The following is a 22,558-nucleotide window of genomic DNA, read 5'->3' on the forward strand; positions in this document are numbered from 1 at the left end:
TTTTCCCGGGCGGCACTTTCGTGTCACCGTCCGCCTGCCCCGCGGCCGCCGTCGTGCCTGTCCAGGTTCGCCGGCCCTCCCGTGGCCACGGGCCGGACCGAAGCGCCGGTGGCGGCAGAAGTGCCGCGCCCGGACCGGAAACGCCCCGCCGCGTGCCCGGCAGCGCGCAGGGCCCTGCCGGCCGCGCGGAACGGCCAACGGAGCAGCAGGCCCAGCCGCCGGGTGACCGACGCGGGAAGCCACGTCGCGGCCAGGCGCCTGGGCAGTGTGGCATTGGCCCGCAGTGATGCTTCCACAGCGGCAACCCCGCCGGCGATGTCCGCACCTGCCGTACGGACGCGGAGGCTGGTCCCTTGGGAACTGCCGGCGCTCTGGGCGCCGCCGCCGGGTCGGCCGTACCGGTAGTGCTCGAACGCGGAGGTGAGTGAGGCAACTGCGTCGTGCGCGTCCTTGTCCATGCCGCCCGGCTCGCCCAGCAGCTTTTCCCTGAATCGTGCGGAATAGGCCCTGGGCGTTTCGCTGTCGGCGGCGGGTAGGCCGTAATCGGTGCCAAGGTCCCTGAACTCATCCCACGCCTGTGGGACAGCCTGTTCGGGGCGCTTTGGCCGCAGCCTGCGGGACCGGGTGCCCGCGCGAACCAGGTGCGGGGCGGCCGCCAGAAGCACCAGTGCCGCAACTCCGGCCGCGCCAATGAGCCAGGGCATCAATTCGGGGCCGCCACCGGTGCTGTTGCCGGCGCCCGGAGCAGCCTGGGCTGTGGCGCTGGGCGTTGGCGTTGGCACCGGGGCGCTATCGGGGACGAGCCCGTCGTTGTTGCCCAGGGAGTCCGGGACCGATGGTGCTGACGCTTCAGTGGCGTAATCCGGGACCACTCCCCGGGATGGCGTCGGTTCGAAGGGCACCCATCCCAGGCCCTGGAAGTACAGTTCCGGCCAGGCGTGGGCGTCGCGGGCGTCTGCCTCGTATTCCGGGAGGGCACCCTGGCCGGCCACCGTTACCGTGGCCCCGGTCAACCTTCCGGGGGCATACCCCACCGCGATCCGGCTGGGAATTCCTTCAAGCCTGGCCATCACCGCCATCGCCGAGGCGTAGTGGATGCAGTAGCCGCTCTTTTGCTGCAGGAAGTCCGCCAGGACGGAGAGGCCGTTGCCGTCGTACCCGCCCTGCACCGGCGCCTGCAGAGAGTAGGTGAACTCGGACGAGCGGAGGTACTTCTGGATGGACATGGCCTTTTGGAAGGGTGTTCCCGCCGTGCCGGCGACCGCTTGTGCCGTGGTTTTGACGATGTCCGGGACGTTGCCCGGGATCCGGGAGAAGATATCCGGGATGCCGCGGGCCGGCCCTGTGGACTGCGCCAGGAGCGCCGACGAGAGCCTGGGCACTGCCGAGGTCACCAGGTATTCCTGCCGCCGGGTGGTGGTGTCGGTGCCCTTGATGCTCAGGGTGGCGGGATCCCAGGTCCATTGGCCGCCCAGGCCGCGCACGGTTTCGGGCGCGTAGGGGACCGGCAGGTAGGGGCTGGTGAAGGACCCGGCGTCGACGGCAGTGACCAGCCGTACCTGCTCGTCGGCCAGGACTGCGTAACCGGGGTCGATCCTGCCATCAAGGGGTACCCGGGATGCGGTGCGGTCGTCCGGTCCCCACGAATCGCCGTCGAAGTTGTCCACTGTGACGGACCTCAGGTAGAGGGGATTAGGCGAGTTCGTGGCATAGGTGATCCTGCCGCTGCCATCGGGGGCGCGGAGGCTGTTGCCCAGCGTGATCATCGGATTGAGGCCGGTGGCAGAACTCCACGGGTTGAGCCTCGACCCCTGGGGGAAAGTGCCGCTGTCGAAGCCGGGAATGGCCACGGGCAGCACCAGTGCGGCCGCCAGTGCCACGGCGCCGGTCAGTACGGCGCGCCGCACCAGGCCGGGGCTGCGCGCGGAACCGCCCTGCAACCGTCCGTCCGGGGCGAACCACTGGCTGCAGCCCAGGATGAGCAGGTATCCCGCTGCCGTGGCAGCAAAACTCCATACCCCTATGCTTTGGGGTTTGATCATCGCCGGCACCACCAGTAAGGCCAACAACCCGGTGCCTGAGGCGGCCGGCATGCCCAGTGGGACCGCAAGCGCGTCGACCAGGATGACTGCCAGGCCCAGCACGGCACAGACCACCATGACGATCCCGGCGTTGGGCGCCACCGGCGCGGTCTCCGACAGCACCGTCTCGCTGGCCCGCCGGACCAGCCGGTCCAGCTCGGGAAGGGTGGCGCCGGTGGGGACCACCCAGAGGAAACTGGAACTGCGGAAGAACGTCAGCGTCAGGACAGCGGCCAGTACCACGAATCCACCCGCGGTGACCAGCAGGGGCTGGGCGCGGAGGGAACGCAGCGCGGCCAGGGTGAGCGCCACCGCCAGCACGGTGGTCATCGCCGGCCAGAACCAGTTCCAGCCGCGGAGTACGCCGTTCAGGGACAGGGCCGCGCCGCAGACAGCCACTGCGATGGCCGCCGCCATGGCCCAGGGATAAACGCCCGGCCGTGTCCGGCCGGCGGGTGGATCGGGCTGCGCCTGCTGCCCGGCGCCTCTTGCCCGCGCCGGTGCCATGGTCATCGTGCCACCCCCGCTCCGCGCCCTGCCTCCGGTGCCGGACGCGTCGGCAGGGCAAGGTCCTGGTCGAACCCGCCCCACACAGCAGCCAGCTGCGCCTTTGGCGCCACGGCCACTGCCCGCCACCCGGCCTGCCGAAGCACCTCGAGGACTTCCTGGTATTCCGCGGGCCGTTCCACTGCCACCAAAGCCATGGCGTTGGTGGCGGAGGCGGCAGCAGGCGCCAGCGCTGCGGCCTCCTGTGCAGTGATGCGTCCCAGCACTGCGATCAGGGGTCCCCGCATCCGGTGTGCGGAGATCTTGTCCATCAGGTGGTCATCGAATGCCGGGGGCTCCTGCTCATTGCCTGCCGATGTCCGGGTCCCTGTTGCCACCTCCGCCTGCGGGTTCCGGCCCGTCATGTCCCGAAGGACGCCGTCCCGCCGCGGGCGGGTTGTTCCGGACAGGTGGATTGCGGCCAGGCTTTCGGCAATGGACTGCAGACCTGAGGTCCCGCTGAATTCTTCCGCTCCCGGGTCAGGGGAAGACGGCGAGTGGAGGAATGCCGGGTTTCCGCCGGTGTCCAGCAGCCGCAGGCTGTAGTTTCGCTCCGCGAGGTGTGCACTGATGGACATGGCGGCAACGACTGCCCACTCGAACGTCCCGCTGGTGGCCAGCGCATGCCCGTCCTGGCCGGGAAGGCCAGGCATTGCCGTTCCGGGACCCCCGGCAAACGCGCCGGAACGGTGGTCAAGGATGATGGTGGCCTCCGGAGTGGTGACCGATTCCTCCTGCCGGACCATCAGGGCCCCGTGCCTGGCGGTAGCGGCCCAATGGACCCTCCGCATCGGGTCGCCGTGCCGGTACTCACGGGTCATGACATCGTCATCGCTGGGGTTTGCCCGGACACGGGTGGCGGTGACTCCATCGTTGCCGCGCGCACCGGCCAGCAGCGTGGCAGGAAGGGCGACGGCGGCAGGCGTCACGGTGAGGACGTCGCCGTCGTCGATCGCCTGGCGGTGCAGCGCGAGTCCGAAGGGATCGGTGAACTCGGCGGTGACCGGCCCGATTCGAAACTGGCCGCGGTGCCGTGAGGTGAGGTGGTACTCATAGCGGCTGGTGCCGCCGGTGGCGGAACGGGACGGGAACCGGAAAGCCGGTGCGTGGCCGAACTGTGCCGGCAGCCGCTCCTCCATGGCGACTCGGCCGCTGCCCGGGCCGGACCGGGCGACGGCAAGGTGGACTGCCGCCGGGGCCGAGGTCTCCACCGGGGAAGGATTGAACTCGCGGTAGACCCGGAACCGGGGTTTGACCAGCCGGACGCCGGCAAGGCAGACGAGTGGAAGCACCAGCAGGAGTAACGCCAGCGTCAGGAGGTCCCGGCGCCCCATGACCTGAGCCGCGGCGAGCGTGAAGGCTCCGGCGGCGAGCATGCCCCACCCGCGCCTGGTGAACAGGTGCCGCGGAAGCTTGTCCAGCAGGGCCATGCTGGTTTCCTAGCGGTTCCTGCTGCCGGCGGCAGCATCCCTGCCCGGTTGGCCGGGCTGCTCTTGCGGAACGGGCAGCCGGGACAGGATGCCCCGCAGGACACTGTGCGGCGTCTCGCCTGCGCCCGCGGCCTTCCGGTCAAGGATGATGCGGTGTGCCAGGACGGCTTCGGCCACGTCCCTCACGTCGTCCGGCAGAACGAAGTCGCGTCCGTCCAGCGCGGCCGTGGCCTTGGCGGCACGCAGCAGTTGCAGCAGGGAACGGGGGCTGGCGCCCAGCCGCAGCAGCGGGCTTTCCCTGGTGGCCCTGCCCAATGACACCGTGTATTCCTTCAGCGATTCGGAAACGAAGACCTGCTGGACGGCAGCGGTCATGCCTGCAACATCCGACGCGGTGACCACGGGGGAGACGTGGGCCAGCGGCGAGACTGCCTGGTGGGTTTCCAGCATCTCGATCTCCGCGTCCTTGTCCGGATACCCCATGGAAATGCGGGCCATGAACCGGTCCCGCTGGGCTTCCGGCAGGGGATATGTCCCCTCCATCTCGATGGGGTTCTGGGTGGCAACCACCATGAACGGCTCATCGAGCTTGTAGGTGTTGCCGTCCACCGTGACCTGGTGCTCCTCCATGCACTCAAGGAGGGCCGACTGTGTCTTGGCGGAGGCGCGGTTGATTTCGTCGCCGATGACGATGTTTGCGAACACCGCGCCCGGCCGGAATTCAAAGAGCCTCGAGGCTTGGTTGTAGATGGACACCCCGGTGACGTCCGAGGGCAGCAGGTCGGGCGTGAACTGGATGCGGCTGACGGTGCAGTCGATGGTCCGGGCGAGGGTCTTTGCCAGCAGCGTTTTGCCGACGCCGGGCACATCCTCCACCAGCAGGTGGCCCTGCGCGAGGAGCACGGTAAGCGCCAGCTTGGCGGCCTCGGACTTGCCGTCAATGACCGTGTTGACGGTGGTCAGGATGCGCTGCGCCGCCTCGTGGAAGGACTCCGGGTCCGTGGCCGGCGGCCGGTGCCCGTTCAGGTGGCTGACGGAATCAGGCACGCCGGCCAGGTTGAGGTTCGCTGCGCTTCCACTGGTGGCGGTGCGTCGGTGCGGTTCCATCGGCAACCTTTCAGCCCGGGTTTCACCTGGACGGGACAGCAAGCCTGCCTTCGCCCCTCGGTGGGCGTACGCGTGTGTTCGTTCCAGACTACTAACACAACTGCCGCGGCTGACAGAGAGTTCCGGCAAATATGGGGGTGTCCGCCGCGGCTAGGCTGGATGGATGTGCAATTCGTCGATTCCTGCCGCCTACCGGCTGCCCGCCACGGACGGAACTCCGGCCACGGAAGCTGGGCGCCGCAAGGACTTCCCGCCGGCGCCGGAGCCACTGCCCGTGCCGGTCATGGACAACCACACCCACCTGGACTTTCCGGAAGGAAAGGCGCCTGTGGGGATCAAGGCTGCGCTCGATGCGGCAGCGGCTGTGGGGGTCCAGGGTGCCGTGCAGGTGGGCTGCGACCTGGAGTCCTCGCGGTTCACCGTGGAAGCAGTGGACCAGGACGTCCGGCTCCTGGGGGCTGTAGCCCTGCATCCCAACGACGCTCCGCGTTACGCCGCCGACGTGGGGCTGGAAGACGCCCTCGCCGAAATCGAACGCCTGGCCGCGCATCCGCGGATCCGTGCCATCGGCGAAACGGGACTGGACTTCTACCGCACCGAGGGGGAGGGGCTTCGGCACCAGGAATACTCGTTCCGGCGCCACATAGACATCGCCAAACGTCTCGACCTCACCCTGCAGATCCATGACCGTGACGCGCACAGCGACGTGGTGCGGGTGCTGCAGGAAGAGGGAGCCCCGGAACGGGTAGTGTTCCACTGCTTCTCCGGTGACGAGGAACTGGCCAGGACCTGCAACGAGCAGGGGTGGTGGATGTCCTTTGCGGGCACGCTGACATTCAAGAACGCGGCGAATCTCCGTGCCGCGCTTGCCGTGGCAGACCGGCAACTCATCATGGTGGAAACCGACGCCCCGTTCCTGACCCCGCACCCGCACAGGGGGCGCCCTAACGCCAGCTACATGGTCCCGTACACGGTACGCGCCATGGCAGAATTGACAGGCTCCGATCTGGCTGGCCTCTGCACCGCAATCAGCGAAAATACCGTGAGCGCATACGGATCCTGGGCCTGACGGGCGCGCCGGATCCGTCTTCCGGCCGCATACCTGGTATGCACAAATGTTGGCCCCTTTATAACGCTACGGTTACAGTGGGTAACTATTAGCCGGGGTCGGGGAAGGCCAACGGGTAATTTCACTCCTTTCGCAGCCGGACGGGCCTGTCCAAAAACCGGCCACACCGCTGCCTGGAGTGTGGCCGCGCATCGGTGCCCGGACTGTCCTTCGCAGGCTTGTTCCGGGCATTTTTCTGCGCGTTTCCCCGTGCCCGGATGGACCTAGAGTTACGGGCAATCGTGATCAAGTTCTTCACATCGGACGGCAAGTTCAGCTATATCAAGGTTGGCGCCCAGCTGCTGGTGCTTTGCGGCCTGGTCGCAGGCCTCGTAGCCTTCGTGGGCAATAACAAAACAGTTACGCTCAACGTGGACGGCAAAGCGTCGTCCGTGCAGTCCTTTGGCGGAACAGTGGCACAGGTGGTCAAGAGCGCCAACCTGGACCTGAAGCCCGGCGACCGGGTGTCGCCTTCCCTCGACGCGACCGTCCAGAACGGAACCGTCATCAACATCAACCAGGCCAAAGAGGTCAAGGTCAGCCTTGACGGGGCCGAGAAGACCGTGAACACCACGGCCCAGGACGTTGAAGACCTGGTGACTGAGCTCGGCGTGGCCAGTGCCTCGTCCGTCTCGGCGCCCAAGGATGCCACCCTCTCGCTGGCCGGCTCCTACGTCTCCATCTCCACACCCAAGACCGTCAGCATCGTGGCCGACGGCAAGGTGAACACCGCCACCACCACCGCGCCCACCGTCGGCAAGGTCCTGGAGGACTCGGGCGTTAGCCTCGGCGCCAATGACCGGACCTCCCAGCCGGCCAACGCCAACGTGGTGAACAACATGGTCATCAAGGTCTCCCGTGTAGACACCAGCCGGACCGCCGTCACCAGCGAAGACGTGCCCTTCGAAACGGTTACCGCCGAAAGCGCAGACATGCTCAAGGGTGAAAAGGAAGTGACGCAGGCCGGCGCCGCCGGAAAGCTTGAGCGCACCTTCAAGCTGGTGCTCGTGGACGGACGCGAAGCTTCCCGCACGCTGGTATCCGAGAACGTGGCGGTCCAGCCGGTCACCGAGAAGGTCACCGTTGGCACCAAGGCCAAACCCGCACCCCAGGCCGCTCCGGCCCCCGCCGCTGCAGGCGCCAACTCCGGCGCCGCGGCACCGGCGATGATGAACGAGGCCATGTGGGACAAGATCGCCCAGTGCGAGTCCACCGGGAACTGGAGCATCAATAGCGGCAACGGCTACTACGGTGGCCTGCAGTTCGATATCCAGACCTGGATCGGCGCCGGCGGCGGTGCCTACGCTCCCAACGCCAGCCTGGCCACCAAGGCACAGCAGATCGACATCGCCAACCGCGTTTACGCGCAGCGCGGCCTGTCGCCATGGGGCTGTGGCTGGGCGGCCAGCCGCTGATCCACTGATCAACAGGTAAGCAGAAGCAGCGGCCGGGCCCGGGTACTCCGGGGCCGGCCACTGCCGTTAACCGGGCAAAGCCAAGATGCCGCGCGGGATAGGATACCTAGGTGACTGAACCGACTCCCGCCGTGCCCGCACCATTGTTCGGGGCCTCCGACATCCGCCGGCTGGCAGAGGAGATCGGGGTCAGGCCCACCAAGACGCTGGGCCAGAACTTTGTGATCGACGGCAACACCATCCGCCGGATAGTCGCCGCAGCAGGCGTTGGGCCGGATGAAACGGTCCTTGAGGTGGGACCGGGGCTGGGGTCGCTCACGCTTGGACTGCTGGACGCGGCAGCGGCCGTTGTCGCCGTCGAAATAGATCCTGTCCTTGCCGCAAAGCTCCCCGAAACCGTGAAGGAATGGCGGCCCCAAGCCGCCAATGCCTTCCATCTGGTGCAGGCCGACGCCATGAAGGTCACCGAACTGCCGGTGGAACCAACAGCACTCGTGGCCAACCTGCCGTACAACGTTGCCGTTCCCGTGGTGCTGCACCTCCTGCAGCATTTCCCCAGCCTGCGGCACGGCCTGGTGATGGTGCAGGACGAGGTGGCCGACCGGCTGGCAGCCGGCCCCGGCTCCAAGACCTACGGAGTTCCCTCGGTCAAGGCCGCCTGGTACAGCCAGATGCGCAAAGCGGGCGTGATCGGCATGAACGTGTTCTGGCCGGCACCGAAGATCCATTCCGGGCTGGTGGCCTTCACACGCCGCGAGCCGCCGGTCACCACCGCCACGCGCGAACAGGTGTTTGCCGTGGTGGATGCCGCATTCGCGCAGCGCCGCAAGACCCTCCGGGCCGCCCTCGCCGGCTGGGCCGGGGGAGCGCCGGAAGCGGAGCGCTGCCTGCTCGCCGCCGGCGTGGATCCCACGGCACGCGGCGAGGTCATTGACATTGCCGCGTTCGCCAGGATTGCCGAAGCCAGGGAAAACCGGCCGTGAGCGCGGGACTTGAGAGGGCAGGCAGGGGGCGGTTCGCCGCCAGGACCGTGCGGGTCAAGGCGCCCGGCAAGGTCAACGTTTCCCTGGCGGTAGGTCCGCTCCGGGCGGACGGGTACCACTCGGTGGCCAGCGTCTACCTCGCAGTGTCCCTTTATGAGGAAGTGGCGGCCACCAGCACCGCCGCGCCCGGGATCACCATCAGCCTCAGCCCCGAAAGCACCCTGGACCTCGACGCCGTCGACATCCCCCTGGACAGCAACAACCTGGCCTACAAGGCCGCCGCCATCATGGCCGACGTGTCCGAACACGCCACCGGCGTGCACCTGGAGATCACCAAGCGGGTGCCCGTTGCCGGCGGCATGGGGGGCGGATCCGCCGACGCCGCCGCCACGCTCCTGGCCTGCGATGCGCTCTGGAACAGCGGCCTGTCGCGCGAGGAACTGGCACACCTTGCAGCGGAACTGGGCGCCGACGTTCCCTTCTCGCTCCTGGGTGGAACCGCCGTCGGCCTCGGCCTGGGCGACGAACTGTCCCCGGCCCTGGCCAAAGCGCAGACCCACTGGGTGCTGGTGGTGGCCGACTACGGCCTCTCCACCCCCGAGGTGTACCGCACGCTGGACCGGCTGCGCGATGCCGAAGGGATCGACGCCGGCGAACCCACCAGCGTGGACCCGCAGATCCTGGCGGCGCTTCGGGGCGGCGACGCCGAATCCCTGAGCCGCGTGCTGGTCAACGACCTGCAAAGGGCGTCCATTGAACTGGCGCCTGCGCTGCGCGATACGCTGGGGATGGGTGAATCCCATGGCGCCATCGCGGGCATGGTCTCCGGATCCGGCCCCACCGTGGCGCTCCTGGCAGACGACTCCGTTGCCGCCGAGGCACTGGCTGAGGACCTGCGGCGCCGCGGCCTGACTGCAATCCCCGTCCACGGTCCGGTCCCGGGCGCGCGCATCATCTCCGACACCCACCTTTAACACTTCCAGTCCGGCAGCAGAAAGCAGTTCCCCTTGGCACACCTTCTTGGCGGCGAAAACCTCACGGTTTCCTACGCAACCCGTACCGTCCTGGACGGCATCACCCTGGGGCTGGAGGAAGGCGACCGGATCGGCATGGTGGGCCGCAACGGCGACGGCAAGTCCACCCTGATGCGGCTCCTGGCCCTGCGCTCCACCCCTGACTCCGGCCGGGTCACCAAGCGCGGCGACGTCAACGTGGGCTACCTGGACCAAAGCGACGTGCTCGACGGCGACCTGACGGTGGGTGCCGCCATTGTGGGGGACCAAGCGGACTACGAATGGGCACGCAACCCCCGGATCCGGGAGATCATGGGTGGCCTGGTGTCCGACGTCGACTGGCATGCGAACGTCCACGCCCTCTCGGGTGGGCAGAAGCGGCGGGTGGCGCTGGCCAAACTGCTCATCGAGGACCACGACGTCATCATGCTGGACGAGCCCACCAACCACCTCGACGTCGAGGGGGTTGCCTGGCTGGCCCGGCACCTGAAGACACGGTGGAGGGCCAACCAGGGCGCCTTCCTGGTGGTCACGCACGACCGCTGGTTCCTCGACGAAGTCTGCACCAAGACGTGGGAAGTCCATGACGGGATCGTGGACCCGTTCGAGGGCGGCTACGCCGCGTATGTCCTGGCCCGCGCGGAGCGTGACCGGATGGCGTCCGTGGTGGAAGGCAAGCGCCAGCAGCTGGTCAAGAAGGAGCTTGCCTGGCTCCGCCGCGGTGCCCCGGCCCGCACCGCCAAACCCAAGTTCCGGATCGAGGCGGCCAACGCCCTGATCGCCGACGTTCCCGCGCCGCGCGATTCCATGGCGCTGAACAAGATGGCCACTGCGCGCCAGGGCAAGGATGTCCTGGACCTGGAAAATGTCTCGCTGAACTTCCGGGGCGGCGATGCCGGCCGGAAGCTTTTCGACAACATCACCCTCCGCTTGGCCCCGGGGGAGCGGTTGGGCCTGGTGGGCGTCAACGGTGCCGGCAAGACCACCCTCCTGAAGCTGCTCAACGGCGAGATCACGCCTGACGCCGGCAAGGTGAAGAGGGGAAAGACGGTAGTCACCGCGGTCCTCACCCAGGAAGTCAAGGAGCTCGACGACGTCGCGGACCTGCGCGTCATCGAAGTCATCGAGCGGGAAAAGCGTTCTTTCAACGTCGGCGGCAAGGAATTCAGCGCAGGCCAGCTCGTGGAGCAGCTCGGCTTCACCAACGAGAAGCAGTGGACGCCAGTCAGGGACTTGTCCGGCGGTGAGCGGCGCCGCCTGCAGCTGCTCCGGCTGCTGGTGGGCGAACCCAACGTGCTGATGCTCGATGAGCCCACCAACGACCTCGACACCGACACCCTTGCCGCCGTCGAGGATGTGCTGGACGGCTGGCCCGGAACCCTGGTGGTGGTCAGCCATGACCGCTATCTGCTCGAACGCGTCACCGACCACCAGATGGCACTGCTGGGCGACGGCAAGCTCCGCGGCCTGCCCGGCGGCGTGGACCAGTACCTTGAGTTGCGTGAAGCTGCCCTGGCCGGCTCCACCGTGACCGGTGGCGGAAACCCCGTCACCAGCGCCGGCCAGGCCCAGCAGGCTGGCACGGCCTCCGGCCCTTCGGAAGCCGAAAAGCGCGAGGCCCGCAAGGCCCTCAACAGGATCGAGCGCCAGCTCAAAAAGCTCGACCAGCAGGAAAAGAAACTCCACGACGACATGGTCAAGAGCACGGAGAAGTCCGACTTCGACGCCCTCGCCAAACAGAACAGCGACCTGAAAGACCTGGCCGAGGAAAAGGACGCCCTGGAAATGGAGTGGCTGGAGTCCTCAGAACTCCTGGGCGACTGACAAAGGCGACGCCGGCACATGGGAGTGGGGCGGCTGTCCGGCAGCGTGCGTCAAAGCGACGAAGGAGCAGCACGCAGAGGACAGGTGCCCCGCGCCCGAAGGCGACCACGGCTAAGGTTCAGACTGCAGCTCAGGGTCTTTCTTGAGGCCGGTCAGGCCGTTCCAGGCGAGGTTGACCAGATGCGCTGCGACGGTGTTCTTGTCCGGCTGGCGGCTGTCCTGCCACCATTGGCCGGTCATTGCCACCATACCGACGAGCATTTGCGCGTACATGGCGCCGTCCTCGCCGCTAAGCCCGCGGCGCGAGAATTCGTCGGAGAGGATGTGTTCCACGCGGGCGGTGACGTGGGAGAGCAGGGTGGAGAAGGCACCTTCGGGCTGGGACGGGGGAGCGTCGCGCATGAGGATCCGGAAGCCTTCGGTGCGTTCCTCGATGTAGGTGAGCAGCGCGAGCGCGGCGCGTTCGACGAGAACGCGGGGCTTGGCTTCCTCGGTGAGGGCCGCGTTGATCGCGTCCAGGAGGATATGGAACTCGCGGTCCACCACCTCGGTGTACAGCCCTTCCTTGGAACCGAAGTGCTCGTAGATGACTGGTTTGGACACGCCTGCGCAGGCGGCGATTTCCTCGATGGTGGTGCCGTCCAGCCCGCGGACGGCGAAAAGGCCGCGGCCGACGTCGATCAGCTGGGTCCGGCGCTGCAGGCCAGTCATCCGCGTCCGCGGAAGGTTGTTGCTCACCGTCCCATCATGCCCCACCGCCGCCGGGCGAATTTGGCCGGACCGGCAGGGTGGAAGGCGCCGTGTCGCGCGGCGCCCTGAACCCATGGCAAAATAGGGACTTGTGCCCGGGCCTTGAGTCTTTTGGCACGGTCCGCTCTGGTGTAACGGCAGCACCCCGGCCTTTGGAGCCGTGGAGTATAGGTTCGAATCCTATGGGCGGAACTGCTGCGCAAGGAGCGATCATGAGGATGGCACCCGGTGTCCGGCGGCCAGGGCCGCTGGAGCACGCAAAGCGCCAGCACAACCAAGCAAGGAGAGCCCGAACGTGATCCCCGAGAATGCCGGTCCGGCCGCTGTAATCGTTCTGGCAGCAGGTGCCGGCACCCGGATGAAATCGCGTACTCCGAAGATCCTGCACGAGATCGGCGGCCTCTCCATGGTGGGCCACGCCCTCCGTGCTGCCCGCAGCATCAATCCACAGCGGCTTGCCATCGTGGTGCGCCACGAACGCGACCTGGTGGAGGGCCACGTGGCCGCGCTCGACCCGCAGGCCCTCATCGTGGACCAGGACGACGTCCCGGGCACCGGCCGTGCCGTTGAAGCCGCACTCGAGGCGCTGGACGCCGGGCAGGCCCTGGCGGGAACCGTCGTGGTCACGTATGGCGACGTGCCCCTGCTTTCTGGGGAACTGCTGACCGAGCTCGTCGCCACCCACGAGTTCGAGGGCAATGCCGTCACGGTTCTCACGGCAGTCCTCGACGACGCCACCGGCTACGGCCGCATCCTCCGCGGCGAGGATGGTTCCGTCACCGGCATCCGCGAACACAAGGATTCCTCCGAGGCCGAAAAACTGATCCGCGAAGTCAACTCCGGCATCTACGCCTTCGATGCCGCTGTGCTCCGCGACGCGCTGGGCAAGGTCACCACCGACAACGCACAGGGCGAGAAATACCTCACCGACGTGCTGGGACTGGCCCGGGAGGCAGGCGGCCGCGTCGCCGCCGTCGTCACGGCCGACCGCTGGCAGGTGGAGGGCGCGAATGACCGCGTCCAGCTCGCCGCCCTCGGTGCCGAACTGAACCGCCGCACCGTGGAAGCCTGGATGCGGGCCGGCGTCACCGTGGTCGACCCGGCCACCACCTGGATCGACTCCTCCGTCACCCTCGACGAGGACGTCCGCCTCCTGCCCAACACCCAGCTGCACGGCGCCACTACCGTGGCGAGGGACGCCGTCGTGGGCCCCGATACCACCCTGACCGACGTCACCGTAGGCGAGGGCGCCACCGTAGCCCGCACCCACGGTTCCGGCTCTGTGATCGGCCCGCGCGCCGCCGTCGGCCCCTTCACCTACCTCCGCCCCGGCACGGTGCTGGGCGAGAAGGGCAAGATCGGCGCGTTCTACGAAACCAAGAACGTCACCATCGGGCGCGGCTCCAAGCTGTCCCACCTGGGCTACGCGGGCGACGCCGAAATCGGCGAGGACACCAACATTGGCTGCGGCAACATCACAGCCAATTACGACGGCGAGAAGAAGCACCGCACGGTGATCGGCTCCGGCGTCCGTACAGGCTCCAACACCGTCTTTGTTGCCCCGGTCACCGTGGGGGACGGCGCCTACAGCGGCGCCGGCGCGGTGATCCGCAAAGACGTTCCGGCCGGAGCGCTTGCGCTGAGCGTCGCTGCCCAGCGCAACGCCGAAGGCTGGGTTCCCGCGCACCGTCCGGGAACCCGCTCCGCCGAACTGGCCCAAGCGGCCACCAATGATTCCTCAAGTACCCCGGCATCTACAGAAGAGGGCAAGTAACAATGAGCGAAATTACGGCGCACGGCGAAAAGAAGCTGGTGCTCGCAACAGGGCGGGCCCATCCGGAGCTGGCCCGGGAAATCGCAAAGGAACTGGGCACTGAGCTCCTTCCCGTTGACGCCTACGACTTCGCCAACGGCGAGATCTACGTCCGTGCGGGGGAGAGCGTGCGCGGCACCGACGCCTTCGTGATCCAGGCGCACCCCGCGCCGCTGAACAACCACCTCATGGAACAGCTGATCATGATCGATTCGCTGAAGCGGGCCTCCGCCAAGCGCATCACCGTGGTGTCGCCGTTCTACCCCTACGCCCGCCAGGACAAGAAGGGCCGGGGCCGCGAGCCCATCTCCGCCCGCCTGGTGGCAGACCTCTACAAGACCGCAGGCGCGGACCGCATCATGAGTGTGGACCTGCACACCTCGCAGATCCAGGGTTTCTTCGACGGCCCCGTCGACCACCTGATGGCCATCCCGCTGCTGGCCGACTACATCCGCACCCGCGTTGAGGCGGACAACATCACCGTTGTCTCCCCGGACACCGGACGCGTGCGCGTGGCCGAACAGTGGGCAGAACGCCTGGGCGGGGCGCCGCTGGCCTTCGTGCACAAGAGCCGCGACCTTACCGTCCCCAACCAGGCCGTCTCCAAGACCGTGGTGGGCCAGATCGAGGGGCGCACCTGCGTCCTGATCGATGACATGATCGACACCGGCGGAACCATCTCCGGCGCTGTCAATGTATTGAAGAACGCGGGCGCCAAGGACGTCATCATCGCGGCCACCCACGCCGTGTTCTCGGATCCGGCCGCACGCCGGCTTTCGGAGTCCGGCGCACGGGAAGTGGTGGTCACCAACACCCTCCCGCTTAACTCGTCCCAGCAGTTCCCGCAGCTGACGGTGCTCTCCATCGCACCGCTGATCGCCCGGGCCATCCGCGAAGTGTTCGACGACGGCTCGGTCACCAGCCTCTTCGACGGCAAGGCCTAAGAGATTCCATAGCAGTGCCGGGCCTGTTGGATTTAAGTTAACGCGCCCGGCACTGGTAGGCTCTTTCCGATACCTTGGCGAGGGAGGGCATAGCCTCCGTTATCGACTGGGTCTGCTGGTCCCTTCATGGGGACTGCCTTCTTGAAGGGCCGCCTTCCGGCCGCCCGGCGTTGAAGGTCACACCAGACCTCCGCCCTTGCTGAACACCGTTTAGTCTTCAAGGAGATTCCATGTCTGAGCAGAAGCTTGCAGCAGAACTGCGCACCGAATTCGGCAAGGGCTACGCCCGCCGCGCCCGCATGAACCACCAGATCCCGGCCGTCATCTACGGCCACGGCGCAGAGCCCATCCACGTCACCCTGCCGGCAAAGGCCACCACCCTGGCCGTACGCACCCCTAACGCCCTGCTGTCCCTGGACATCAACGGCGAGGGCCACCTGGCCCTGGTCAAGGACGTCCAGCGCGATCCGGTAAAGCAGATCATCGAGCACATCGACCTCCTGACCGTCCGCCAGGGCGAGAAGGTTACCGTTGACGTCCCGGTGCACGTTGAGGGCGAGACCGCTCCCGGCACCGTTCACAACCTGGAACTGACGGTTGTGTCCCTCGAGGCCGAGGCAACCCACCTGCCCACCGCCATCGAGGTCAGCGTCGAAGGCCGCGCCGCCGGCGAGCACATCCACGCCTCCGACCTGGTCCTCCCGAAGGGCACCACCCTCCTGACCGACGCCGAAGCGCTCGTGGTGAACATCTCCGAGGCAGTCGTCATCGCCGAGGAAGAAGAAACCGAAGCTGCCCCCGAGGGCGAAGCAGGGGAAGCTCCTGCAGCCGAAGAAGCCGCAGCCGAGTAACCACTCCGCAGTTTCCAGCAGTGGCCGGACCCCCAGGGGCCCGGCCACTGCCATGTCAGGCCACCGCCGTATCAGCATGCCCTGTCCGCACGCTTTCCTTCCCGCCCAAGCCGCCCCCATAGGATTGACCCCATGACAGATACCTGGCTGATCGTTGGCCTCGGCAACCCCGGCGCGCAATACCAAGGCAACCGGCACAATGTGGGCCAGATGGTGCTCGACGAACTTGCCGGCCGCATTGGTGCCGGCTTCAAGACGCACAAGGCCCGCGCCCAGGTTCTGGAAGGCCGGCTGGGCATCGGCGGTCCCCGCGTGGTCCTGGCGAAGCCGATGAGCTACATGAATGTCTCCGGCGGCCCTGTCTCCGCCCTGGCCAACTTCTACGGCATTCCAGCCGACCACGTTGTGGCCGTCCATGACGAGATCGACATCCCCTTTAACACCGTCAAACTCAAGCTCGGCGGCGGGGAAGGGGGCCATAACGGCCTCCGGGACATCTCCAAGGCGCTGAGCACCAAGGACTACCTGCGGGTCCGCGTGGGAGTGGGAAGGCCGCCCGGCAGGATGGACACAGCCGACTACGTTTTGCGGGATTTCGGCACCACGGAACAGAAGGAACTGCCGTTCCTGCTGGATGACGCCGCCGACGCCGTGGAGTCCCTGCTCCGTGACGGGCTCACCGCCGCACAGCAAAAGTTCCACCCCGCAAAGTCCGGGTCACGCCAGCCGGAATCGTAAAAGTTCCCTTCGACCCTATTTCCTTGTCTGTGGCAGAGGGTACTCTTCTTCCTATGCGGGGGAGCAAAGGGGCTACATCCCGCTATTGCAGGATGTAGGGGATAAGTTCATGTCAATCGAGCCACTCAGCTGGGGACGTGGGTCAACACCTCAAGGTGACAGGCTGCCCACGCCACCCTCCGCGCCGCCGGAGAGCCAGCAATGGTCGGTGCCTGCACGCAGCGCCAACCTCGACGCCGTCCGCACGGCCCTCACCAGCGAGAATTCCCTCGGCGTTGTCATCACCGGTGCCAGGGGTGTGGGGAAGTCCTCCTTGGCCCGCGCGGCAGTGGCAGACCTCGGGCCGGATATCTGGTCGCTGCAACTGCGGAACGGTCCGTCGGGCTCCACCACCCCGTACGGCTGCCTCTCCTTCCTGCTGGCCCGGCTGCCGCAGGCCTACATGGGCTCGCCCACCGCCATCCTGCGCGGCATCACATCCCTGATCCGCAGCGATGCCGCCGGCAGGCCGTGCATCATTACCCTGGACACCTCCGCCAGCATTGACGACATGAGTGCCGGGGTACTGCTGAACGTCCTGCTTACCGGTACCGCCAAGATCATTGCGGTGGCCGCCAACTCCAGCGACCTGCCCGCAGACTTCCACTGGCTGCTGACGGACCGGAAGCTGACCGAGGTGAGGCTCAGCAACCTCAACGAACTGCAGACCCGGCAAGTCCTGCTGTCACTGCTGGGACACCGCGTCGCTTCCTCCCTGGTCAGCACCTACCACCAAATGGTGGGCGGCAACCCCCTGCTGCTGAAGGCGCTGGTCACCGAGCAGCAGCTCTCCGGAAACCTGGTCCTGTCGGACTCAGTTTGGACCCTCCGGGACAAAGTGGTGCTCGACGGCGCTGCCAGCCTGGACGACATCGTCCGGTCCCGCTGGTCACGGGAAACCCCCCGAACCCGCGAAGTCATCGAGATGCTCTCCTGTGCCCGCAGGGTGGAGCTGTCCCGCCTCACCGCGATTTACGGTGCGGATGTCATTGCGGACATGGAGGACGGCGGGCTGCTGGAGATCGACGAGTCCGAACACCGCTGGGTATCCCTGCGGGAGAAATACATCGGGGACGTGGTCAGGACCTGGCTCAGCATTTCCCGGCGCCGGGAGCTTCGAAGCGTGATGCTGGGCGGCGCGGAGCCGGATCCGGCATCCATGACGGTCGAAGAACTGATGTCCTTTGCCGCCTGGACCCATGAATGCGAGGCCGAGCTTAGCCCGGCGCTGGCGCTTGCGGCCGCCCAGGCCGCAGTCCAGCTGTTCGATCCCCGTTTTGCCTTGACCTATGCGGACATGCTGAGGAGGACCGACACGGGGTGGGCATCGGCGCAGCGCCAAAAGGCATCGGCGTACCTCCAGTTGGACATGCCCGTCCAGGCCCTTGCAGCCCTGGACGACATCTCGCAGCCTGAACTCGACGCCCTGGACCCCGAGGAGTACGCCCAGGTAGTAGCCGCCAAAGCGCGCGTCATGCTTTCGATCCCGGAACAGGCGGGCAAAGTGCCGGAACTCCTCGCCGCCGCCCGCCAACGCCTGCAACAGGCAGCCAAGGATTCTTCCTGGCCTGCGCCCGCCGTGATCGCAGCCAACCGGATCTCGCTGAGCGAATTCGAGTACCAGGCCCATGCCGGTGATTTTGCCGCCATGATTCCGGCACTCGAGCGGGCAGCCGACCCCGCTGCCAACCCCGACACGGGATTCCGGCTCCAGTCGGCCATCATCCTGATGACCGCCCTTGCTTTCACGGGCCGCGAGATGGACGCCTTGAGCCTCATGCGCCAACTCGGCGGCCAGCTCACCGATGCCTCGCACATTGTTGGTCTTCGTGAGCGCTACAGCAAGGAGGCATACTTCGTCCTGCTCCTGGCAGGCCAATGGCGGCGCTGCATCGACCTCCTCACTCCCTTCAGCGCGGGACAGCTCCACCGGCTTCCCTTCCGAAGCGCCGCAACTGAGCTGGCGGCCGGCGTGGCCTTTGCCTTCTCCGGCCGCGGCGAGGCTGCCCTGGAGCCGTTGATTTCCGCCACAGCCCAGCTGGAGTTGCAGCCGGTGCAGGCCGCGCTGCGCACCGGCTACGCGGCCACAGCCCTGGCTTATGCCCAGACCGGCAATGCGGGGTTTGCCCGTAAGTACGTCACCAAACTCCAGAAGACCTCCGGCAGGGCCGGCTTCGCCACGGAATGCATCATCGATTTCTGCGCGCTGGTGGCGGGGCGGTGGCTGGGAGACCCGGAGGCGGTGGCAGGCCTGAAGCAAGGAGCCCGGCGGAACCTGGAGGCGGGCCGGCCTACGGTTGCCGGCATCTACCTGCTGGCCGCAACCGTCAATGGCAGCGACGCGGACTTCCGGCTGCTGGAGGAGATTGCCGGCCAACGGCAGGGCCCGCTTGCCGACGTCTCACGGTTGATTGCCGTCGGAAGCAGGACGAAGGACGCCAAGGCACTCCTCTCCGGCGGCGAACTCGCTGCCACGCTCGAACTGGACGCCGTTGAGGCCCGGTGCATGGCACTGGCGGTGGATTTCGCGCGCCAGGACGGGGACGCGCTTTCGGCCAGGACAGCGCAGGCCCGGCTGGACATCCTGGCCGCCACTGTCGCCAATCTGCCCATCGTGCCCAGCAGCGGCAGCCCGCTGCTGACAAGCCGCGAACGGCAAATCGCCAGGATGGCCGGCCGGGGCGCTTCAAACCGTGACATCGCCATGGAAATGGGCGTGTCAGTGCGCACCGTGGAAGGCCACCTGTACCAGGTCTTCACCAAGCTTGGCGTGACTTCAAGGGGTGATCTGACTGGACTCGTCTAATGGCCACAAGCAGGCGGCCGCGCACCGGCTCCTGACCGGCCGGCGGGAGCCGGTGGAGCGCATCTGCGCTATCCTCCGGAACGGCACACATCAGGCCGTCTTCATCATGGCAGGCCCCGGCATAGGCAAGTCGGCCGTGACTGACGCCGTCACGGAACGCCTCGCCGGGACCACGAACATTGTGCGGATCCACGCCAGTTCGGCCCTGGCCGCCGTGCCGTTCGGGGTCCTCACCCCTTACACGGGCGAGCTGACGGCTGAAGAGTCCGTCTCGCCGGTCGCAGTACTCCGTTCGATGTGGTCCTACTTCGAGAAACTGAAGGCCGGCAGCACGGGATCCGTCCTGATCGCGGTGGACGATGCGCACCACCTCGATGACGCATCTGCCGGCATCCTGGCCGAGGTGATTTCGGCAGGATGGGCCACCGTGGTGGCGGCGGCCAGGCCCCGGCCGGGACTGCCGCAGCCGCTCGACCAGCTCTGGTATGACGGCCTTGCCGAACGTGTCGACCTCCGCCCCCTCAACCGTGAACAAATCGAGGAGGTCCTGGCCCATTCCCTGGACGGGACCGTCCCTGGTGCCACGGTGGACGCCATGTGGAACGCGACCGGCGGCAATCCCCGGATCCTCGATGCCCTGCTCCATGACTCCGCCGAAGCGGGGGTCCTGGTTAAACGCAACGGAATCTGGATGCTCCTGGGCTCCCTCCCCTGCGACGGGGCACGGCTGGCAGCGGTGGTCGCCAAAGACCACCTTCGGCGGCGGCCGGAGGAACAGGAAGCACTAAAGCTCATTGCCCTTGCCGGGCCCGTGGGCAGGAAAGTCATCGAGGACATCAGCGGGGCAGCAGTAGTCCGCTCCCTGCTGGACCAGCAGATGATCATTGAAGCACCCGGTATTCCGGCTGAGCTTTCCATTTGGAACGGGCTCTTCGCCGGCGCCATCAGGCATACCGTTTCGGTCTCCCGCAGCCTGCAGCTGCTGGAGAAGGTCAAGGCGCGCCAGGACCCCACCCTGCTGCAGGGGGAAGGCCGGTTGCGGTCCGTGGAGTGGGCCCTTGAGTGTGGGGTCCGGGTCAGCGACGACGAGATGCTGGCGGCGGCCAGGGACGCCCTGCTTCGGTCCCACAACCACAGCGCACGGACCATTGCGGCCCGGGTCCACAGGCCCCCGCTGGTTCCCCTGGCCCAGGCGGTCCAGGCACGTGCGCTGTACAACGAAGGGGCCTACGCGGAAGCCGCGGCACTCCTTGACGAATGCTGGCTTCCGCTGGCCGAAGACCCGCAGGGCCCGGCCGTTCTGTTGCTCCGGGTTTCGGCGCACCAGGCCATCGGCCACCCTCTGGCAGTGGTGGCGGAAGACGTCGAAAAGCGCGTCGCGGCTGCCGGCAGCAGCGTGAAGGACTGGCAGGAGGAACTCCTGCACCTGCTCCAGCTTGGAGCGGAAGTGGATTTCCAGGCGCTCAATGACCAGGTGGACAGGATCAGGAAGGGCCCCCCGGCAGCCACCGGCGGAGAACCGCTCCGTGTGCTGGCTGAAGGTCTCCTGGCCCATGCCCTCGCCTCGGCCGGACGGCCCGTCCAAGGGCTGGAGGCCGCCCTGCTGGCAGCCTCGGAACTTCCGCCCCTTGAAGGCAGCCTGTTCTTCTTTCCCGAGTTCGTGCTGGGACGGCTCGTTTCCGACTACCTGGCCATGGGTGAATGGGAGTCCGCAGAGCGGGAGATTAACCACTACGCCGCCGGGCATGCCCCGGCCGCGGCCACCTTCAACGGGAGCCTGCAGGTGCTTCAGGGCTACTCGCTGCTGCGGCAGGGGAGGATGGAGCGCGCCTACCAGGTCCTGCTGCCCGCAGTGGAAGCGCTGAGGCTGAACGACCCGCTGCAGCTGTACCGCTTTGGCACAGCCCTGGGGTTTTATGCTGCGGCCCGGCTCGGCGATGCTGAACAGGCCAAACGCCTGGAACAGGACCACAAGGACGCTGCTGCCGGCTGGCCCGCCCATGACCTTTTGGCGGCAGCCTATATGGCGGCGGCGGGTGAATACCTTGCCCGTGACGGAAAAGGCCTGGCCGCCCTGCAGACGTTGATGACCACCACGGAAGCCTCCGCGCGCACTGGAAACCTCCTTGAGATCCTGGCCATGTGTTGGGACCTCGGGGATCCCTCAGTGGTCCCCATGGTGCAGGCAGCGGCGCGCGGCGTGGAGGGCCGGTGGGCGGAAGCACTGCTGACGCTGGCCACCGCGTGGGAAAACGCCGACGGTGACACCCTCATGGCAACGGCTGCTTCGCTGGAGGAGGCAGGCTTTGTCAACCTGGCCCGCGAAGCCTACGCCCGTGCCAGCACCGTGCTGGAGCAGGCCGGGGAACGCCGCCGGTCCCGGCAGGCCGTTGCCCAGCGCGAGAAGTGCGACCACGAACTGGGCGAGCGGTTCCGGGAAGGACGGTTCATCGCCGCGGCCCCGACAGTCCGCCTTACCCGGAGGGAACAGGACATCGTCGAGCTGGCCGTGCAGGGCCTTACCGACCGGGAGATCGCGCAGCGGCTGATGGTTTCGGTCAGGACGGTGGAAGGCCACCTGTACCGCACCTATGTTAAGCTCGGGGTCCGCAGCCGCGATGAGCTGGAGTCGGCGCTGCCCAAGTAGGTCCCGGCGCCGGGCAGCTGCCGCTCGCGTCCTTGCCCACTGCCCTCCGGCACCCTGCTGCCAGCCCGGCGTCGGACTCCTGCCCCCCGGCCTGCCCTGCGTCCTGCCCGTCCCGCTGCAGTACCTGGGACCCTGCGGGCATCATCCGCTGCACGCAGGTGGCCTCGCGTCGCCCCGGTAGTGCAGCCGCCCGGATTCGAGTACACCCTACTCGTGTACAGGGTGGCACTGCGGGATTTACTTAAGGAGGCAAAGCAAAGCGGCAGGCTCGAGGCCGCGGAGCAGCCAACAGGACATTGAGCCCTTTCAATTTCCGGTCCGCGATGGACCGGGCACAGACGGGGCCGGCGACGTCAGAGTCTTCTGAGACCGAGACTCTCCCCCCAGCCGTCGCCGGCCCTCTGTTCCCTCGGCTGAAGCCCGGGGCAGCGGTGGCGGCGGCCCCTCCCGGGCGGCCGCCACA

The 22,558-nt window shown here is 67.3% G+C and carries 15 protein-coding genes and 1 tRNA gene; 12 read left to right on the top strand and 4 right to left on the bottom strand.

Annotated features, from left to right (window positions below):
• Positions 1-23 precede the first annotated feature (23 nt).
• Genes LFT46_RS06510 through LFT46_RS06520 form a run of 3 tightly spaced genes read right to left on the bottom strand, consistent with a single transcriptional unit; the run spans position 24 to position 5,164 of the window.
• Complete coding sequence (locus LFT46_RS06510) at positions 24-2,594, bottom strand: transglutaminase family protein (protein WP_236821628.1); 2,571 nt, start codon at positions 2,592-2,594, stop codon at positions 24-26.
• A complete protein-coding gene (locus tag LFT46_RS06515; protein WP_236821629.1) occupies positions 2,591-4,057 on the bottom strand; it encodes a DUF58 domain-containing protein in 1,467 nt (488 codons plus the stop codon). Before LFT46_RS06515 ends, LFT46_RS06510 begins: the two co-directional genes overlap by 4 nt.
• Before the next feature lie 9 nt (positions 4,058-4,066).
• Complete coding sequence (locus tag LFT46_RS06520; protein ID WP_236801732.1) at positions 4,067-5,164, bottom strand: AAA family ATPase; 1,098 nt, start codon at positions 5,162-5,164, stop codon at positions 4,067-4,069.
• A 163-nt stretch (positions 5,165-5,327) separates the two neighbouring features.
• On the opposite strand from LFT46_RS06520, the gene LFT46_RS06525 reads away from it, so the two are divergent.
• The 5 genes from LFT46_RS06525 (at position 5,328) to LFT46_RS06545 (ending at position 11,507) form a co-directional block, all read left to right on the top strand.
• A complete protein-coding gene (locus LFT46_RS06525; RefSeq protein ID WP_236821630.1) occupies positions 5,328-6,233 on the top strand; it encodes a TatD family hydrolase in 906 nt (301 codons plus the stop codon).
• A 257-nt stretch (positions 6,234-6,490) separates the two neighbouring features.
• Complete coding sequence (locus LFT46_RS06530) at positions 6,491-7,687, top strand: resuscitation-promoting factor (RefSeq protein WP_236801734.1); 1,197 nt, start codon at positions 6,491-6,493, stop codon at positions 7,685-7,687.
• Positions 7,688-7,797: 110 nt separating this feature from the next.
• Complete coding sequence (gene rsmA, locus LFT46_RS06535) at positions 7,798-8,670, top strand: 16S rRNA (adenine(1518)-N(6)/adenine(1519)-N(6))-dimethyltransferase RsmA (protein ID WP_236801735.1); 873 nt, start codon at positions 7,798-7,800, stop codon at positions 8,668-8,670.
• Positions 8,667-9,644 carry a 4-(cytidine 5'-diphospho)-2-C-methyl-D-erythritol kinase gene (locus LFT46_RS06540; protein WP_236821631.1) on the top strand — a complete coding sequence of 326 codons (978 nt, stop codon included), beginning with the start codon at positions 8,667-8,669 and terminating at the stop codon, positions 9,642-9,644. The genes rsmA and LFT46_RS06540 overlap by 4 nt, the downstream gene beginning before the upstream one ends.
• A 33-nt stretch (positions 9,645-9,677) precedes the next feature.
• Positions 9,678-11,507, top strand: coding sequence for an ABC-F family ATP-binding cassette domain-containing protein (locus LFT46_RS06545; RefSeq protein WP_236801737.1), 1,830 nt, complete (start codon positions 9,678-9,680; stop codon positions 11,505-11,507).
• Between the two features lie 111 nt (positions 11,508-11,618).
• Here LFT46_RS06545 and LFT46_RS06550 read toward each other — a convergent pair whose 3' ends face one another.
• A complete protein-coding gene (locus LFT46_RS06550) occupies positions 11,619-12,245 on the bottom strand; it encodes a TetR/AcrR family transcriptional regulator (RefSeq protein WP_236801738.1) in 627 nt (208 codons plus the stop codon).
• A gap of 132 nt (positions 12,246-12,377) precedes the next feature.
• On the opposite strand from LFT46_RS06550, the gene LFT46_RS06555 reads away from it, so the two are divergent.
• The 7 genes from LFT46_RS06555 (at position 12,378) to LFT46_RS06585 (ending at position 22,095) form a co-directional block, all read left to right on the top strand.
• A tRNA-Gln gene (locus LFT46_RS06555) sits at positions 12,378-12,449 on the top strand.
• 103 nt (positions 12,450-12,552) lie between these two features.
• Positions 12,553-14,031 carry a bifunctional UDP-N-acetylglucosamine diphosphorylase/glucosamine-1-phosphate N-acetyltransferase GlmU gene (glmU, locus tag LFT46_RS06560; RefSeq protein WP_236801739.1) on the top strand — a complete coding sequence of 493 codons (1,479 nt, stop codon included), beginning with the start codon at positions 12,553-12,555 and terminating at the stop codon, positions 14,029-14,031.
• Between the two features lie 2 nt (positions 14,032-14,033).
• The gene (locus LFT46_RS06565) at positions 14,034-15,014 is read left to right on the top strand and encodes a ribose-phosphate diphosphokinase (protein ID WP_236821632.1); all 981 of its coding nucleotides are present in this window, start codon (positions 14,034-14,036) and stop codon (positions 15,012-15,014) included.
• Between the two features lie 230 nt (positions 15,015-15,244).
• Complete coding sequence (locus LFT46_RS06570) at positions 15,245-15,865, top strand: 50S ribosomal protein L25/general stress protein Ctc (protein WP_236821633.1); 621 nt, start codon at positions 15,245-15,247, stop codon at positions 15,863-15,865.
• A gap of 132 nt (positions 15,866-15,997) precedes the next feature.
• Positions 15,998-16,603 (top strand): aminoacyl-tRNA hydrolase, encoded by a 606-nt coding sequence (gene pth, locus LFT46_RS06575; protein WP_236801742.1) that lies wholly within the window; start codon positions 15,998-16,000, stop codon positions 16,601-16,603.
• Between the two features lie 109 nt (positions 16,604-16,712).
• The gene (locus LFT46_RS06580) at positions 16,713-19,448 is read left to right on the top strand and encodes a helix-turn-helix transcriptional regulator (RefSeq protein WP_236821634.1); all 2,736 of its coding nucleotides are present in this window, start codon (positions 16,713-16,715) and stop codon (positions 19,446-19,448) included.
• A gap of 136 nt (positions 19,449-19,584) precedes the next feature.
• Complete coding sequence (locus tag LFT46_RS06585) at positions 19,585-22,095, top strand: helix-turn-helix domain-containing protein (protein WP_236821635.1); 2,511 nt, start codon at positions 19,585-19,587, stop codon at positions 22,093-22,095.
• The last annotated feature ends 463 nt before the right edge of the window (positions 22,096-22,558 follow it).

It is taken from the genome of Arthrobacter sp. FW306-07-I, from assembly GCF_021800405.1.
In the GTDB taxonomy this organism is placed as follows: Bacteria; Actinomycetota; Actinomycetes; order Actinomycetales; family Micrococcaceae; genus Arthrobacter.